We start from the raw sequence: 15,371 nt of genomic DNA on the forward strand, positions 1-15,371 counted from the left end.
GCCCTAGAATCGGGAGGATGGACAGGATCGACAACGGCGGCCGGGTGATCGCCGCACCGCCCGCGACCGTCTACAACGCACTCCTCGACCGCGCGGCCCTCGAGGCCTGGCTGCCACCCGAGGGCATGCGCGGCCGCGTCGAACACTGGGATCCCCGGCCCGGCGGTGGCTTCCGGATGACCCTCACCTATCTCGACGCCTCCGACGCCCCCGGTAAGAGTTCGGACGCGACGGACGTCGTCGAGGTCGGGTTCGCCGAACTGCTGCCGCCGGAACGCGTGGTGCAGGAGGCCGTCTTCGAGGCCGACGACCCGGCCTTCGCGGGTACCATGACGATGACCTGGCAGCTCACCTCCGCCGGTGACGGCACCGAAGTGACCGTCACCGCGACAGGCGTGCCTGTCGGCATCGGCCAGGCGGATCACGAGGCCGGGATCGCCTCCTCCTTGGCCAATCTGGCGTCCTTCGTCGAAGCGAGCTGACGTCCGGAAGCGATGACGATCGCGGCGAGGACGGCCATCACCAGCGGCACCACCAAGGCCGCCCGGAAACCGCCGAGCGCGGCTTCCCGCGAACCATCGCCGAGGGCGGCGACGTTGACGGCGGTCGCCGCGGACAACCCGAGGGCCGCGCCGAACTGGAAGGACGTGTACAGCAGGCCGCCCGCCAGTCCCTGTTCGTCCTCGGCGATCCCGTCGGTGGCGACGATCGTCAGCGGGCCGTAGGCGAGGGCGAACCCGAGGCCAAGGAGGATCATCGACGGGAACATCGCCGCGTACGTCCAGTCCAGGCCCAGCGGCAGGAAGAGCGCGTACGCCACGATGGCGAGCACGAGGCCGCCGAAGATCACCCGCGTGTTGCCGAACTTCGCCACCAGCCGGGGGGTCAGCGTCGGTGCGAGGATCGCGTCGATCCCGGTCGCCAGCAGCGCCAAGCTCGTCTCGAGCGTCGACCAGCCCCGGAGTTCCTGAAGGTACAGCGTGACGAGGAACTGGAACCCGAAGAACGAACCGGCATAGAGCAGCGCACTGGCGTTGGCCCGCACCAGCGGACCCGACCTCAGGATGCCCAGCCGCACCAGTGGCGCGGGCGAGCGGCGTTCGATGGCCACGAAGGCCGCCAGCGCGGCCACTCCCCCGGTGAAGGACGCGGCCGTCCAGCCCCAGCCCTGTGCGGGGTGTTCCAGCCGGACCACCGCGTACGCGATCAGCAACATCGCCACGGTCACGGTGACGGCTCCGCCGAGGTCCAAGCGCCGCGGGACGCGTTCCGGTCGTGCGGGTTCCTTGATGAGCCAGAGCGCGGCGGCCAGGATGACGGCGGACAGGATCACCGGCGTGAAGAACACCCAGCGCCAGTCGATCCTGGTCAGCAGGCCGCCGATGACCAGGCCGAGCGAGAAACCGCCCGCCGCGGTGCCGGCGTAGAACAGCAGTGCCTTGGTGCGTTCGGGGCCTTGCTCGAAGCTCGTGGTGATGATCGACAGGCCGGCCGGGGTCATGAAGGCCGCCGCGACACCGGTGACGAACCGGGCGAGCAGCAGCATCCAGCCCTCGGTGGCGAACCCGCCGAGCCCCGAGAAGACGAGGAACACCACCAGCCAGGTCAGGAACATGCGACGGCGGCCGTAGATGTCGGCGGCGCGCCCGCCCAGCAGCATCAGCCCGCCGTAGCCGAGCACGTAGGCGCTCACCACGCCGCTCAGCATCGCGGTCGACAGGCCGAGTTCGGCCCGGATGGACGGCAACGCCACGTTCAGCATCGCGACGTCGATGCCCTCCAGGAAAATGGCGCCGCACAGCACCAAGAGCACGCCCCAGGCCCGCCCGCTCATCCGGTCGGCGGCGCGCGGCGGCGTTCGCGTTGTGTTCAAGGTCGGATCTCCCTCAAGTGGACACGGGACCGACGGTTACTCATCAGCCGGTCGGTTCCCTCTTGTAACCAAGGGGATCTTCCGACACCATCAGTGACCATGGAAGAAGGCACTTTGAACTCACCCAGTCGTTGTGAACTCACCGAGGCGGACTACGAGGCCTTCCAGTGGGACACCCGCGAGGACTGCGAGGTCCGCCAGATCCTGGACCGGGTGGCGGACAAATGGTCGCTCCTGGTGATCGCGCTGCTCGACGTGAACACCCTCCGGTTCACCGAGCTGAAGTACAAGATCGACGGCATCAGCCAGCGCATGCTCACCACCACACTGCGTCACCTCGAACGCGACGGGCTCGTGAACCGGACCGTCTATCCGGTCGTGCCGCCCCGGGTCGAGTACGCGCTGACACCGCTGGGCATCACGCTGCATCAGACCATCCAGTCTCTGGTCACCTGGACCGAGGACCATCAGAGCGAGATCGCCGTCGCGCGGGCCCGGTACGATCAGCGCGTCAACGCCTGAGGACCTGATGGCCAGACTTTCCGGAGGGGATCCGTCACTGCTGCGGCGACTCAACGCCATAGCGGTCCTTCGGGCGCTGTACGCCGCCGAAGAACTCACCCTCACGGAACTGGTCAAGGCGAGCGAGGTCTCCCGGCCGACGGTCGAAGAGATCGCCACCGACCTCGGTGAACAGGGGCTGATCGAAGAGGTGTCCCTGTCCCCCGACGCGCCGAGACCGGTCGGCAGGCCCGCCAAGCGGTATCGCTTCCGTCCCGAGGCCGGGCACGTCGCCGGACTCGAGATCGGCCCGCACAAGGCGTTGTGCCTGGTCGCCGATCTGCGCGGCGACGTCGTCGGACGGGCGAGGGCCGACCTCACCCCGGCGATGGCCGCGCCCGACCGCCTCGGCGTCGCGCACCGGGTGCTCGGCGCCGCCGTCGAGGGCCTGCCGAACGTCCGGGTGCTCGGCGTCGGCACCACCGGCGTGGTGTCCGGCGGCAAGGTCGTCCGCGGCGAACGACTGCCCGGCTGGACGGGGCTCGACCTGCCCGCCGAGTTCGGCGGCGGATGCCCGGTCCTGGCGGGCAACGACACCAAGCTCGCGACACTGGCCGAGCACTGGCGCGGGGTCGCGCACGGCGTCGACGACGTCGTCTACGTGCGGGCCGGGCGGACCGTCTCGCTGGGTCTGCTGCTCGACGGGAACCTGCACGCCGGGCACAACGGCGCGGCGGGCGAAATCGGCGCCCTGCGGCAGGTCGGCTGGTACACGGCGCTCGACCGGCTCCTCGCGTTCGGCGACGGCTCCGGATCCGCCGAGGCCACCAGGCGGATCTTCGAGGCCCTGCGCGATGGCGATCCCGAGGCCGAGGCGATCGTGGCCGCCTTCGTGACGGATCTGTGCGTCGGCGTCGCCGCGGCCGTGCTCACCGTCGACCCGCAGCTGGTCGTGATCGGCGGTGGGCTCGCTCAAGCCGGAGACCTGCTGACGGCGCCGCTGCGCACCGAACTGGCTCGCCTGTGCCTGTTCCCGGTGCGCGTCGAGACGTCGATGCTCGGCGACGATTCGGTGGCGCTCGGCGCGGTGCGGCTGGCCCTCAGCCGCGTGGAGCGCGAACTGTTCAGCGTCTCGGACGTCGCCTGAGCAGGCTGATCACCACGATCAGCACGGCCACCGCACCACTGGTGAACAGCTGCGCCCGCGCGCTCGCGTCCGTCCACATGAGAATGAGGACGCCCGCCATCGCGATCAGCGCGACCCAGCTCAGATACGGGAAGCCCCACATCCGCACCGGAAGGTCCGCGGCCGTGCCGTCCCGTTCCGCCGCTTTCCGCAGCCTCAGCTGGGAGATGGCGACGAAGATCCAGACCAGCAGGATGTTTGCCCCGATGGCGTTCAGCAGGAACGGCAGAACGTGTTCCGGGGCAAGGAAGTTCAGCAGGACGGCCACGAAGCCGAAGGCCACCGACGCCAGCACCGCCGTCCGCGGGACTCCGGCACCGGACAGCCTCAGCATCGCGCGCGGCGCTTCACCCCGTGAGGCCAGGGAAAACACCATTCGCGAGGCGCCGTAGAGGTTCGCGTTCAACGCCGAGAGCAGCGAGGTCAGCACGACGAAACTCATCAGCAACGCCGCCGACGGCACCCCGATCTGCTCCAGGATGGTCACGAACGGGCTGGCGTTGGCCGACGCGGATTCCCACGGCAGCAACAAGACCATCAGCGCCACGGAACCGATGTAGAACAGCAGCAGCCGCACGATGACCGTGCGCGTGGTCCGGCGGATCGAACCCGCCGGGTCGTCGGACTCCGCCGCGGCGATGGTGACCAGTTCCATGCCGCCGAAGGAGAACGCGACCGCGAGCAGGCCGGTCAGCACGCCCTGCAGGCCATTGGGCAGGAAACCGCCGTGCCCGGTGAGATTGCTCAAGCCGACGGGTGACGTGCCAGGAAGGATTCCGAACACCGCCAGCGTGCCGAGGACCAGGAAGCCGACCACGGCGGTCACCTTGATCGCGCCGAACCAGAACTCGAACTCCCCGAACGAGCGCACGGCGAACAGGTTCACCATGGTCAGCACCGCCATGAACAGCAGCACCCAGGTCCACTGCGGAATCACGGGCAGTAGCCCGTTCGCGATCCCCGCCGCCGCGGTCGCCTCGGCGGCCACCACGACCACCAGCAGCGACCAGTACAGCCAGCCGACGGTGAACCCGGCCCAGCGCCCGAGCGCCTTCTCCGCGTACACCGAGAACGAACCGCTGCTCGGCTCGGCGGCCGCCATCTCGCCCAGCATGCGCATGACGAGCACCATGAGCAGGCCGGCGACCACGTAGGACAGCAGGATGCCGGGACCACCGGTCTTGATACCCGCGCCAGTGCCCACGAACAGCCCGGCGCCGATCGCCCCGCTGATGGCCAGCATGGTGACGTGCCGCCGCCGGAAGCCGGTGCCGAGTGACCGGGTCTCGATCTCGGTCACGGGTTCGGCGGGGCCTGGTGCGGGCATGAAGGGTCCCTTCGTCGGCGTCAGCGGCGGTGTCCGGTGCTCAACCGTGGGACAACTCTTCCAGCCGTTCGTGGAGCCGGTCGACGTGGTCCTCGCTTTCGGGCTTCATCAGCACGCTACGCAGAATCCGCGCGCCGTCCGCGTCCGCGTCGACCCCGGTGTGACGCAGGCCGAACCGCGGCGCGCTCACCCGCAGCGTGCTGAGGAACACCGGATCCTTCGCCGCGGCCATGCCGGTGCGAAGGATCCGGGTGCTCGCCTGATCGATCTTCGACAGGGAAAGCGGTTCCGTGCGCGGGAAGTAGGTGACGATGTCGAGTTCCGGTGGCTGGTACAGGTCGAACCGCTCGGAGTCCTCCAGCAGTTTCGCCCACCGCAACGCCGCGCGCCGCCCGGCCGCGAGCACCCGGCCCAGCCCGTCTGGAGTGGGCGGCAGCACCCGGAAGGTGAGCCACAACGCGGCGGCCGCCGCGCCCGCCCGGGAGCATTCGAGGCTGATCTCGCCGAGGTGCAGGTCTTCCGAGGTGAAGTAGGTGTACGGCGAATCGTGCAGGAAGAACCGGGCCGTCTCGGGATCCTTGAACAGCACCGCGCCGCAGCCGTAGGGCTGGAGTCCGTGCTTGTGCGGGTCGATGACGATCGAATCGGCCTCGGCGATGGCGAGCCACGGGGCTCCTGGCAGCCCCTCTGGACCGTCCAAACCGGACAGGAGCCGGAAGAACCCACCGTAGGCGGCGTCGACGTGCACCCGGACGCCGTACCGTTCGCGCAGCGCCAGCGACTCGTGGACCGGCTCCACCGTGCCGAGCCCGGTCGTGCCCGCGGTGAGCACCACGGTGCCGATCTTCCCGGTACGCAGCAGGTCTTCGAGCGCGTCGAGGTCCATCGCGCCGCGGGCGTCGACAGGTACCGTGTGGCCCTCGACACCGAGTACGCCGCACATCCGGCCGTGTGTGTAGTGCGCCTCGGCGCTGTAGGCGATCCCCTTGCCCGGATGTGTCTCCCGCGCGACGAACAGCGCCTCGAGGTTCGCCACGGTGCCGCTGGTGGTCAGATGCCCGAGGTGCTCCGTATAACCGAACATCGTGGCCAGCTGCCGGACGACCTCACGCTCCATCTCGGCCGTCGCGGGCCCGCCGTCGAGCGCGTGGTTGTTGGGGTTGACCAGCATCGCGGTCAGGTAGCCGACCACCGCGGCCGGATGCGGCGGTTTGAGCATCTGGCCCGCGTAGGACGGGTGGAAGAACGGGTAATTGTCCTTAAGCCGCTCGGTGAGTTCCTCGAACGCGATCTCGAATCGCCCGTCAGGGATCTCCAGCGAGGGATGCGGCCGCATGGGGGTGAACATCTCCGCCCACGCTTCGTTCGACGTCAACGCCTGACCGAGCCAGTACCGGAAGTCCATCAAGGGCGCCCTTCGATCGTTCGGCTCCAAAAAACGTAGGAGTCGCCGGAGGCCTCGCGCAACCGTCTTCGGTAGGGGCCAGCTCCCCCGCGTCGCCACCGCCTGACGCCGCTACTCGCCCTTGTCCTCCAGTTGCTTGACGATCTCCCGCAGCAGCCGTTCGCCCTCCGCCGTCAGCGCGAGCAGCCCCAGCCGTCCCTCGACGGGATGTTTGCGCCTGGTGACCAGTCCCGTGCGCTTCCAGGGTCTTCCTCACCCAGAGCACCACGAACGCGGTCCAGGTGAGCCCCGCGGTGCGCAGGACCGAGTTCTCGAAGTGCAGCCGTACCGCCGTGGCCGCGCGGTGAAGGTTGGCCGCCCTCCATCCGCTCCCACAAGAGGGGGATGCCGCCCAGCTTGGCCCGCACGGCGTTCTCGGTCTCGGCCAGTGTGTGACACCCGGTCAACAGCCACCTCCTCACCGGCCCCGGAGGTACGAGCCCGGTGGGCACGCAGCCCCGCCCGCCCGCTCCGTCGACGGTATGCGGAACGGGCTGGAGTCCACAGTGGTCTATCCGGGTCAACGAGCGGGAACGGCCGCGCGGTGCTCGGTGATGTCGCCGAACAGGTCACCCATCTCCTCCACGCGTTCGATCACCTGCTCGGCGGTGAACAGCAGGTCGGCGGCCTTGCGGCAGGCCTCGACCTCCTCCCAGGTCACCGGGGTGGAGACGGTCGGGATGGCGCGGCCGCGCAGCGAATAAGGCGCGATGGTGGTCTTGGCGGGGTTGTTCTGGCTCCAGTCGATGAAGACGCGGCCGGGGCGGATCGCCTTCGTCATGCGGGCGACCACGGTTTCCGGTGACCGGCGCGCGAGCTCCTCCGCGACCGCCTTGGCGTATTCGGAGGTGCGTTCACCGGAGCGGGTGCGCACCGGGCAGTACAGCTGCATTCCCTTGTTGCCACTGGTCTTCGCGTACACGGTCAGGCCGTCTTCGGTCAGCAGTTCGCTGAGCGTCTCGGCGACCCGGCAGCAGTCGACGACGTCCGCGGGCAGACCGGGATCGAGGTCGAACACCAGCAGATCGGGTGCTTTCCGCGCGCCGCGCGGCCCGACCGTCCATTGTGGAATATGCAGTTCCAGCGCGGCGAGATTGGCCGCCCACATCAGCGTCGGGAGGTCGCCGACCACCGGGTAGTCGAGCGTTTCCTCCCCGCCCCGGCGGCCGCGGTTGGTGAGCCGCGCGGTGCGCACCCACTCGGGCGCGTGCCGGGAAACGTTCTTCTCGTAGAACGGTTCGCCGTCGACGCCGTCCGGGAACCGGCGGAACGTGGCGGCGCGTTCGCGCAGATGCGGGAGCATGACGGGGGCGATGCGGCGGTAGTAGTCGAGGACCTCGCGTTTGGTGAAACCGTGCGCCGGGTAGAGCACCTTGTCCAGATTGGACAGCCCCAGCCGCCGTCCCTCGACCTCGACCGTTATCCGCTCATCAGGCACCCTTCGACGATAGATCACCGGCGGGGTTTCCGGGGTACCGTGAGGCATGAGTACCTTACCGGACGCGATCGCCCCGATGCTGGCGACCGACGGTGACCTGCCCACCGGCGGGTGGGGGTACGAATACAAATGGGACGGCTACCGCTGCTGCCTGCGGGTCGCGCGCGACGGCGAGACACGCCTGACCAGCCGGCGCGGCCTCGACATCACGGCGACGTACCCGGACGTGACCGGCGAAGCCCTGGACGGCCACGAAGCCGTCCTCGACGGCGAGATCGTCGTCCTCGACGACCAGGGGCGGCCGAGTTTCCCGCTGCTGCAGACGCGGCACCTGCGCACGCCGGACGCGTCGCTGCTGGAGCGCAGCCCAGTGCACTTCTTCGCCTTCGACGTGCTGCTTCTCGACGGCACCGTCCTGCTCGACGAGCCCTACGCGGCCCGTCGCGAACTCGTGACGTCGTTGGGTGGCGGCGGCCGCATCGTCATCCCACCGGGTTACACCGACGACGACATCTCGCCCGATCGGCTGCTCGAAGTCGTCCGGCGACACGGGCTCGAAGGGCTGATCGCGAAGAAGCTCGACAGCCGGTACTACCCCGGCAAGCGGACGCGGCAGTGGATCAAACGGGCGCTGTGGCACACCCAAGAAGTCGTGATCGGCGGCTGGCGCCCCGGTGAGGGACGGCGCGCGGGGACATTCGGCGCGCTGCTGCTGGGCGCGCACGACGAGGCCGGTGAGCTGCGGTACGTCGGGGACGTCGGGACCGGGTTCAGCGACGAGGCCCTCGAAGAGCTGCATGGCCGGCTCACCCCGCTGGAGCGGAAGACGCCACCCTTCGCTTCGGAGGTCCCGCGTGATCGGGCGCGGCGGGTGCACTGGGTGGCGCCGAAACTCGTCGGGGAGGTCTTGCACCGGAACTGGACCCCGGACAGGCGGCTACGGCATACGACCTGGCGAGGGCTACGGGCGGACAAGGCGCCCGAAGACGTCAAAGTGCCTTCTTAGGGCGTGTCCCCGGCGTGTCAGTGCCATGGCGGTCCGGTGTCAGTCCGGTCGGTGATCGTTGCTCTCATCACCGAGAGATCACCACCAAGAGGGAGTTTCCATCATGTCTGTCTTCCCCACTCCGAAGCCGATCACCGTCACGCTGACCACCGCGGGTGCCCGGGTGCGTGTCGCCGCGAGCGAACGTTCGGACACGGTGGTGCTGGTCGAGCCGATCGACAGCACGAGCAAGTCGGACGTGAAGGTCGGCTTCGCGGGCGGAGAGCTGTCGATCGAGACGAAGAAAGCCAAAAGCAAGGCGGGTTCGGTCGCGATCACGATCGAGGTGCCCGACGGTTCCCGGCTGGTCCTGAACACGGCGTGGTCGGACGTGCGCGCCGAAGGCCGGTTCGGCGACTGCGTGCTGGAGGTGGCGTCGGGCCGGGTCCAGGTCGACCGCGTCGCGACGGTGCGGGGCAACCTGGCGGCGGGCGAGGTCGCGTTCGGGTACGTCGCCGGAACCGTCGACCTCGAAGGTGGCGCGGCCGGCCTGCGGATCGGCGAGGCCAAGGGCACGGTCCGGTACGCGGGGTCCACCGGGAAGGTCTGGATCGGGCACGCCCACGCCGATCTGGATCTCTCCGGCTCGAGCGGAAGTTTCGACATCGACCGCGCCGACGGCGACGTCGTCGCGAAGGCGGCCAACTGCCCGATCCGGGTCGGCAGGCTGTCGCGCGGCGCCGAACTGGCGAACGCGTCCGGGGGCATCGAAGTCGGTGTCGACGGAGACACCGCGTCGGTGGATGCCAAGAGCACCAAGGGTTCGGTGCACAGCTCCTTCGGCGAGGACAGCGGCGAAGGCGGCGTCAAGGTCTACGCCCGCACGCGGCTCGACGATATCGTCATCCGCCGCGCGGCCGCCTGAGGGCGTGGTCGTGGTGATCGCATTTAGTCGACTACTTGCGATTTCACCGCCAGCCTGCACTTCAGGACATAAGCCGGGTGTCGCGAAAGCCACTTTCGGGACGTCTGATGTTCCGAAAGTGGCTTTCGCGACACGGCACCCGGTAGGCACCTGAGACACTCTTGGCCCTGACCGTCCTCACCACTCACGACCGGCGAATCGGTCCAGCGCCGCCAGTTTCCAGGCCCGTTTCACGTCACTCGACCGATGGCCCGACCCGTCATCGATCAGCAATTCCGCGCCGGGCCAGGCTCGGGCGAGTTCCCAGGCCGTGTCCACCGGGCAGCTCAAATCCTGGCGGCCGTGGATCAGCACGCCGGGAATTTCCCGCAACAGACTCCCGTCGCGGATCACCGCGCCGGGCTCCAGCCAGCCAAGATGCGAGTAGTAGTGCGTGACGATGCGAGCGAAAGCCAGCTCCCACTCGCCGATCGGGCCATTGTGGACGGTCGCGCCGGGCTCCAGCGACAGCACGGTGTCCTCCCACCCGCACCATGACCGAGCCGCCTCGGTCCGCACGTGTGGGTCGGGATCTTCCATGAGCCGCGCGTAGGCCGCGACCAGGTCACCGGAAAGGTCGCCACGGAAGCGCGCCCACTCTTCGGGGAAGAACCGGCCTACGCCGCGATACAGCCAGTCGATCTCGGAACTCCGTGTGGTGCTGATGGCGCTGACGATGATCTCCGTGACCCGCTCCGGAAACCGTTCGGCGTAGACGAGTGCCAGCGTCGTGCCCCACGAGCCACCGGTGACGAGCCAGCGTTCGATCCCCAGATGTTCGCGCAATCGTTCCAGGTCGGCGACGAGGTGGTCCGTCGTGTTGTGCCGCATGCCGGTCGCCGGGTCGCTCGCGTGCGGGGTGCTGCGGCCGCAGCCGCGCTGGTCGAACAGCACCGCGCGGTAGCGGGCCGGGTCGAACATCCGCCGCATGCCCGGCGTGCACCCCTGACCTGGGCCACCGTGCAGCATGACCGCCGGTTTCCCGTCCGGGTTCCCGCTGGTCTCCCAGTAGACGAGGTTTCCGTCACCTACATCGAGCAGTCCCTTGTCGTAAGGCTCCGCGGGAGGATACGGGTTGATCATGGATTCAGGCTAGACCGTCAGTGAGTCGCGAAACACCCTCCCCGCAACGAAGTTCAGCACACCGGCCCTTTCTTCGCGACGCCGAGAGGGGCAGATTCATCGGTACCGGCGAAAAACCACCAGAGACGGGGAGCCATGGCGGTTGACGGCACGATGTTCACCCTTGGCGTGGAAGAAGAGTTCGTCCTCCTCGATCCGCTGGACGGCTCGGTCGCGTTACGCGCGCCCGAACTTCTCGAACACCTCGCCGAGCCGGACGTCACCGGTGAGCTGATGCTGTTCCAGATCGAGACCGCGTCCGGGATCTGCCACAGCCTGGACGAGGTGCGCTCGGAACTGACACGGCTGCGGCAGACCGTCGCGAGAGCGGCGGAGGCCGACGGCTGCCTGATGGTGGCGACGGGGATGCCCCCCGCCGGTCTGCGGGGGGACACGCTCACGCCCGAACCCCGGTACCGGCGCATGGCCAAGGCGTTCCCCGACCTGATCGACGACGCGGGGACGTGTGCCTGCCATGTGCACGTCGGTTTGCCGTCGCGGGATCTCGGCGCGCGGGTCCTCGCCGGGTTGCGGCCGTGGCTCGCCCCGTTGCTGGCGATCAGTGTCAACTCCCCGGTCGAGAACGGCGCCGATTCCGGGTGGTCGAGCAGGCGGTTCCCGATCTGGGACCGGTGGCCGACGGCGAAACCGCCCGACGAATGGCCTGGTGCGGCCGCCTACGACCGCAGTGTCGGGGACGCCTTGCGCCACGGCACCGCCCTCGACGCGGGCGGCGTCTACTTCTATGCCAGGCTTTCCCCTCGCCATCCCACGGTGGAGGTCAGGATCGCCGACGTCTGCCTGGCCGTCGACGACGCCGTGCTCCTCGCGGCGCTGGTGCGCGGGCTGGTCGCGACCTGCGCCGGGACGACGGGACTTCCACGAGTTCGCAATGCCCGGATCGGCGCGGCACTGACGGCCGCCGCACGCCGGGGCCTCGACGGGCCGGGTATCGACGTCTTCACCGGCAGGGAGGCCGATCAGCGCGATCTTCTCGGCAGGCTCGTCGATTTCGTCCGGCCGGCGCTCAAGGCGGCCGGCGACCTCGACGATGTCGAGCAGGGGTTGCACTCGCTTTTCGAGCACGGGACCGGCGCGACCCGGCAACGCCGGTTGTTCGCGGAGGCGGCCTCCCCCGGCGAATTCGCCGCGCATCTCGCCTTCGCGACGATGAACGTCCCGGCCAGGTGAACCGGCGTCACAGCCAGCCGGACTCCCGCGCGATCCGCACCGCGTCGACCCGGTTGCGCGCGCTGAGCTTCGACACGATCGTCGTCAAGTAGTTCCGCACGGTTCCGGCGGACAAAAACAGTTCGGCCGCGATCTCGGTCGGGTCGGAACCGACCGACGCCAGCCGGAGCACTTCGATCTCCCGTGCCGTGAGCGGGCATTCCTCGCTGTCCCAGGCGGCGAGCGCCAGATCACCGTCGACGACGCGGCGCCCGGCGGCGACCCCGCGGACCGCGTTGGCCAGCCTGTCGGCAGGCGCGTCCTTGCGCAGGAAGCCGTTGACCTTCGCGGCCAGCGCCCGCCGAAGGGTTCCAGGGCTGCCGAGTGAGGTGAGGATCAGCGTGCGAACCCCTGGCAGTTGTTCGTGCAGTTCGGCGGCGGCGGTGAGCCCGTCCTTGCCGGGCAGGTCGATGTCGATGAGCGCGATGTCGGGGTGCGTGGACTGGGCGAGCGGAAGGATCTCGTCACCGCTGGCGCATTCCGCGACGACCTCGATGTCGGCTTCCAGCCCGAGCAACGCGACCAGGGCCCCACGGACAATGTGCATGTCCTCTGCCACCAGGACCTTGATCATCGACCCCATCTGCCTTTCGCCTGCGCCTCGCCCCACGAGCCGACAATACTATCCTCACACACCCGTCCCGCGAAATGGAAACCGGCCCTTGACCGCCGCGGGGGGACGCGGTCAAGGGCCGGTTCTGTGTTGCCGCGGGAATACGTTCTTCGGACCGCGCCAACACGGCCGGGGTAGTTCCGGCGTGAATGCGCTACCAGGAATTTTGCGGCCCCCGGCCGTGCAGCTCCAGTGTTCACACCATCGCCGACCTGTGGTTTTCGCATAAGCCGCCGGTGACCCCCACCCTCGCCGGACCCCGTGAAATTTTCACGTCGCCGCGCACATGAATCCATATGCGGCGGTGAATCAAGCACTTCAGGAGAAGCGGCGGCGGACACTACTGTCGAAACCGTAAAGCACGCCAGAATTCCTCGAGCGAAAGGACGGTACAATGGATGCGACTGTCCGGCGAGCCGTGGAGCGAGCCATTGGGGCCATGAACGAGAAACTGGGCGAAGAGCTCACTATCGACGACATCGCCCGCGCCGCGACGTTCAGCAAATTCCATTTCACCAGGGTGTTCCAGCAGGCCACCGGCGTCTCGCCCGGCCGGTTCCTGTCCGCGCTGCGGCTCGACGAGGCCAAGCGCCTGCTGCTGACGACCTCGATCACGGTCGCCGACATCAGCCACCGCGTTGGCTACAACAGTGTCGGCACCTTCAGCACGCGGTTCAGCGGCCGCGTCGGCCTCTCCCCCTCCGCGTACCGCCAGCAGGGCGGTTTCCAGCGACGGCTGGCCGGCGAAGCCCTTCCCGGCGCGAAGCCCGCGATCGTCCGCGGTTTCGTGTCGGCGCCGCCGGAGATCTCGCCCGGCCTCGTCTTCATCGGCCTCTTCCCGACGCGTATCCCCGAGGGCGCTCCCGTGCGCCACACGGTCATCGACGTCCCCGGCCCCTATCAGCTCACCGATGTCCCGGAAGGCACCTGGCACCTCGTCGCGCACTGCGTGACCGGACCGCTCACGCGCCGCGGCACCGGCTTCACCGGCCACCACGGCCCGATCACCGTCGAACCGGGCGTCACCGCGAGGCTGGCGGACCTGCGGATGCGCCCCAAGCGCCTGTTCGACCCGCCGGTCCTGCTCGCGCTGCCCGACCTGCGGCGACGGCCGGAGCCGTTCAAGCACGCCGCCTGACCCTCAGTATCGAGAAGGGGCCTTCGAGACGCGATCCGTCTCAGAGGCCCCTTCTGCGTCACCGAGTGGCGCCCCAGGTGTGCTCAGACACCGCACTCACGTGTGCAGAGACGTAACTCGCGTGCTTGAACCCCGCACACTCGAGTTCTGACCACTGGTGTCCCATGATCCTGCAGGTCTTACGCGTGATCAGACGGCGATCTCCGGAGATCGCCGTCCAATTACGCGTAACCGCCGTCTGAGCACGCGAGATCGCCGTCCGAGGAACGAAACCCAACGTCAAACAAGCAGGATCACGCGACACTAGGCAGAAAGGCGGCCCGCCGAGGGAGCGAAGCCATCCCGGATGTTCCGCCGCCAGAGTTCGTAGGCGGGCGTCCCGTCCGCGGCGTTCGCGGTGACCTCGGTCGAGTCCGCGAGGTCGACGGCCTCCTCGATGCTCAGCCCGGCCAGCGTCCGCGCCGCGCGGCGGGTGTGCGGCGGGACGAACGACGAGAACGTCCTCGCCTTCACCGCGAACACGACGCCGAGGCCGAGTTCGTCCTGGTGCTCCCCCGCCGACTCGCGCAGCCTGGTCAGCCCCGGCTGATCGCAGCCGCCCGCGAAGGTCGAGGCCAGCCCGACCCCGCTCCACAGGTCCGGACGGCGTTCGGCCGGGAAGCGTTTCACCGCCGCGGCGACCTTCACCGGGTCGGCGCCGTTGATGAACCACAGCGCCCGACCGATACCCTGGTCACAGGCGCGCGGGAAGTACGCTGGTGCGCCAGCCCACGGGTACGGCTTGGGGACGAACTGCTCGTCGACCCACTTGCGCGTGTCGAAGTAGGCGCGGTCGAAGGCGTAGCCGTCGACCGCCAGCCAGCTCATCGTCGGGTGGAACGGGACGCCGTCCAGGTCCGGCAGCACCTTCTTCCACAGCGGCCGCGGCAGCCGGGCCATCGCGAACCCGATGCCGATGTAGGTCAGGAACACGTGCGGGAGGCCGGGGCCGCTCATCAGCTCGGCCGTGCGGTCCCTCCGGCCGCCGGGCATGACGTCGAGGATGGTGAACGCCATCGCCGCGCCTTCGTAGGCGAACCCGCGCATCTCCGGCTCGACCATGTCCAGCCGTCGCTCAGCCTCCCACAGCGCCGGCGCGTCGATCCCCCACTCGAACCCGCACACCACCGACTGCGGGATCGACTCCAGCCGGGCGGTCGCCGGCGTCGGCGGGACCCCGAAGCCTCGTCCCTCGAAACCGACCGAAGCCAGCGAGGGTGCGAACAGGACCTTGCGCAGGGCACCCGGCAATGAACTCATCACATACGTCCTTTGTGGATAGTGGCGGCTTCGCGCGCGAACTCGGCTCTTGCCGAGGAGACCACGTTGTGGTCGGCGACCGCTCGACGGTCGATCGAGGTCGGCGCCGGTACCGCCGAACAGTCCATCCCCCGCCGTCGAAAATGGCGATTTCACCCGTTCGCCGGGCGAATTCACCGGAGTGGAACGTACTCACCCGGGAATGGAAAGTCCTTATGGCGGCAATTTTACCGTCTACTGGCCTGACGCTG

The 15,371-nt window shown here is 68.8% G+C and carries 14 protein-coding genes; 7 read left to right on the forward strand and 7 right to left on the reverse strand.

Features of this window, described 5'->3' with window-relative positions; genetic code table 11:
* The first annotated feature begins 17 nt into the window (after window positions 1-17).
* Complete coding sequence (locus ACM6LR_RS29340) at window positions 18-482, forward strand: SRPBCC family protein (protein WP_414940649.1); 465 nt, start codon at window positions 18-20, stop codon at window positions 480-482.
* On the opposite strand, the gene ACM6LR_RS29345 is transcribed toward ACM6LR_RS29340, so the two are convergent.
* Entirely contained in the window at window positions 422-1,834 is a 1,413-nt protein-coding gene (locus ACM6LR_RS29345; protein WP_414944978.1) for an MFS transporter, read from the reverse strand. The genes ACM6LR_RS29340 and ACM6LR_RS29345 overlap by 61 nt on opposite strands.
* Before the next feature lie 138 nt (window positions 1,835-1,972).
* On the opposite strand from ACM6LR_RS29345, the gene ACM6LR_RS29350 reads away from it, so the two are divergent.
* Complete coding sequence (locus ACM6LR_RS29350; protein ID WP_414940650.1) at window positions 1,973-2,395, forward strand: winged helix-turn-helix transcriptional regulator; 423 nt, start codon at window positions 1,973-1,975, stop codon at window positions 2,393-2,395.
* A 7-nt stretch (window positions 2,396-2,402) separates the two neighbouring features.
* Window positions 2,403-3,521, forward strand: coding sequence for an ROK family protein (locus tag ACM6LR_RS29355; RefSeq protein ID WP_414944964.1), 1,119 nt, complete (start codon window positions 2,403-2,405; stop codon window positions 3,519-3,521).
* Here ACM6LR_RS29355 and ACM6LR_RS29360 read toward each other — a convergent pair.
* The 3 genes from ACM6LR_RS29360 to ligD (ACM6LR_RS29370) form a co-directional block, all read right to left on the reverse strand.
* On the reverse strand, window positions 3,499-4,887 hold the full coding sequence (locus ACM6LR_RS29360; RefSeq protein ID WP_414940652.1) for an amino acid permease: 1,389 nt from the start codon (window positions 4,885-4,887) through the stop codon (window positions 3,499-3,501). The two genes, ACM6LR_RS29355 and ACM6LR_RS29360, sit on opposite strands and share 23 nt — an antisense overlap.
* 40 nt (window positions 4,888-4,927) lie before the next feature.
* Window positions 4,928-6,292 (reverse strand): pyridoxal phosphate-dependent decarboxylase family protein, encoded by a 1,365-nt coding sequence (locus ACM6LR_RS29365; protein WP_414944965.1) that lies wholly within the window; start codon window positions 6,290-6,292, stop codon window positions 4,928-4,930.
* A 559-nt stretch (window positions 6,293-6,851) separates the two neighbouring features.
* Window positions 6,852-7,769, reverse strand: coding sequence for a non-homologous end-joining DNA ligase (gene ligD / locus ACM6LR_RS29370; RefSeq protein WP_414940654.1), 918 nt, complete (start codon window positions 7,767-7,769; stop codon window positions 6,852-6,854).
* A 46-nt stretch (window positions 7,770-7,815) separates the two neighbouring features.
* Here ligD (ACM6LR_RS29370) and ligD (ACM6LR_RS29375) point away from each other — a divergent pair, with 46 nt between their 5' ends.
* Window positions 7,816-8,775: a non-homologous end-joining DNA ligase gene (ligD, locus tag ACM6LR_RS29375; protein ID WP_414944966.1), complete on the forward strand. Its 960-nt coding sequence runs from the start codon at window positions 7,816-7,818 to the stop codon at window positions 8,773-8,775.
* Between the two features lie 103 nt (window positions 8,776-8,878).
* The gene (locus tag ACM6LR_RS29380) at window positions 8,879-9,679 is read left to right on the forward strand and encodes a DUF4097 family beta strand repeat-containing protein (RefSeq protein WP_414940657.1); all 801 of its coding nucleotides are present in this window, start codon (window positions 8,879-8,881) and stop codon (window positions 9,677-9,679) included.
* Between the two features lie 177 nt (window positions 9,680-9,856).
* On the opposite strand, the gene pip is transcribed toward ACM6LR_RS29380, so the two are convergent.
* Complete coding sequence (gene pip, locus ACM6LR_RS29385) at window positions 9,857-10,801, reverse strand: prolyl aminopeptidase (RefSeq protein ID WP_414940658.1); 945 nt, start codon at window positions 10,799-10,801, stop codon at window positions 9,857-9,859.
* Between the two features lie 135 nt (window positions 10,802-10,936).
* Here pip and ACM6LR_RS29390 point away from each other — a divergent pair, with 135 nt between their 5' ends.
* Window positions 10,937-12,031 carry a carboxylate-amine ligase gene (locus ACM6LR_RS29390; protein ID WP_414940659.1) on the forward strand — a complete coding sequence of 365 codons (1,095 nt, stop codon included), beginning with the start codon at window positions 10,937-10,939 and terminating at the stop codon, window positions 12,029-12,031.
* 7 nt (window positions 12,032-12,038) lie between these two features.
* Here ACM6LR_RS29390 and ACM6LR_RS29395 read toward each other — a convergent pair whose 3' ends face one another.
* A complete protein-coding gene (locus tag ACM6LR_RS29395) occupies window positions 12,039-12,644 on the reverse strand; it encodes a response regulator transcription factor (RefSeq protein ID WP_414940709.1) in 606 nt (201 codons plus the stop codon).
* Window positions 12,645-13,122: 478 nt separating this feature from the next.
* On the opposite strand from ACM6LR_RS29395, the gene ACM6LR_RS29400 reads away from it, so the two are divergent.
* Entirely contained in the window at window positions 13,123-13,821 is a 699-nt protein-coding gene (locus ACM6LR_RS29400) for a helix-turn-helix domain-containing protein (RefSeq protein WP_414944967.1), read from the forward strand.
* A gap of 303 nt (window positions 13,822-14,124) precedes the next feature.
* Here the strand turns inward: ACM6LR_RS29400 and ACM6LR_RS29405 are convergent, their stop codons facing one another.
* Window positions 14,125-15,120, reverse strand: a complete 996-nt coding sequence (locus ACM6LR_RS29405) for a DUF1702 family protein (protein WP_414940661.1) — start codon at window positions 15,118-15,120, stop codon at window positions 14,125-14,127.
* Between the last annotated feature and the right edge of the window lie 251 nt (window positions 15,121-15,371).

This window comes from Amycolatopsis sp. cmx-11-32, assembly GCF_047608695.1.
GTDB lineage: Bacteria > Actinomycetota > Actinomycetes > Mycobacteriales > Pseudonocardiaceae > Amycolatopsis.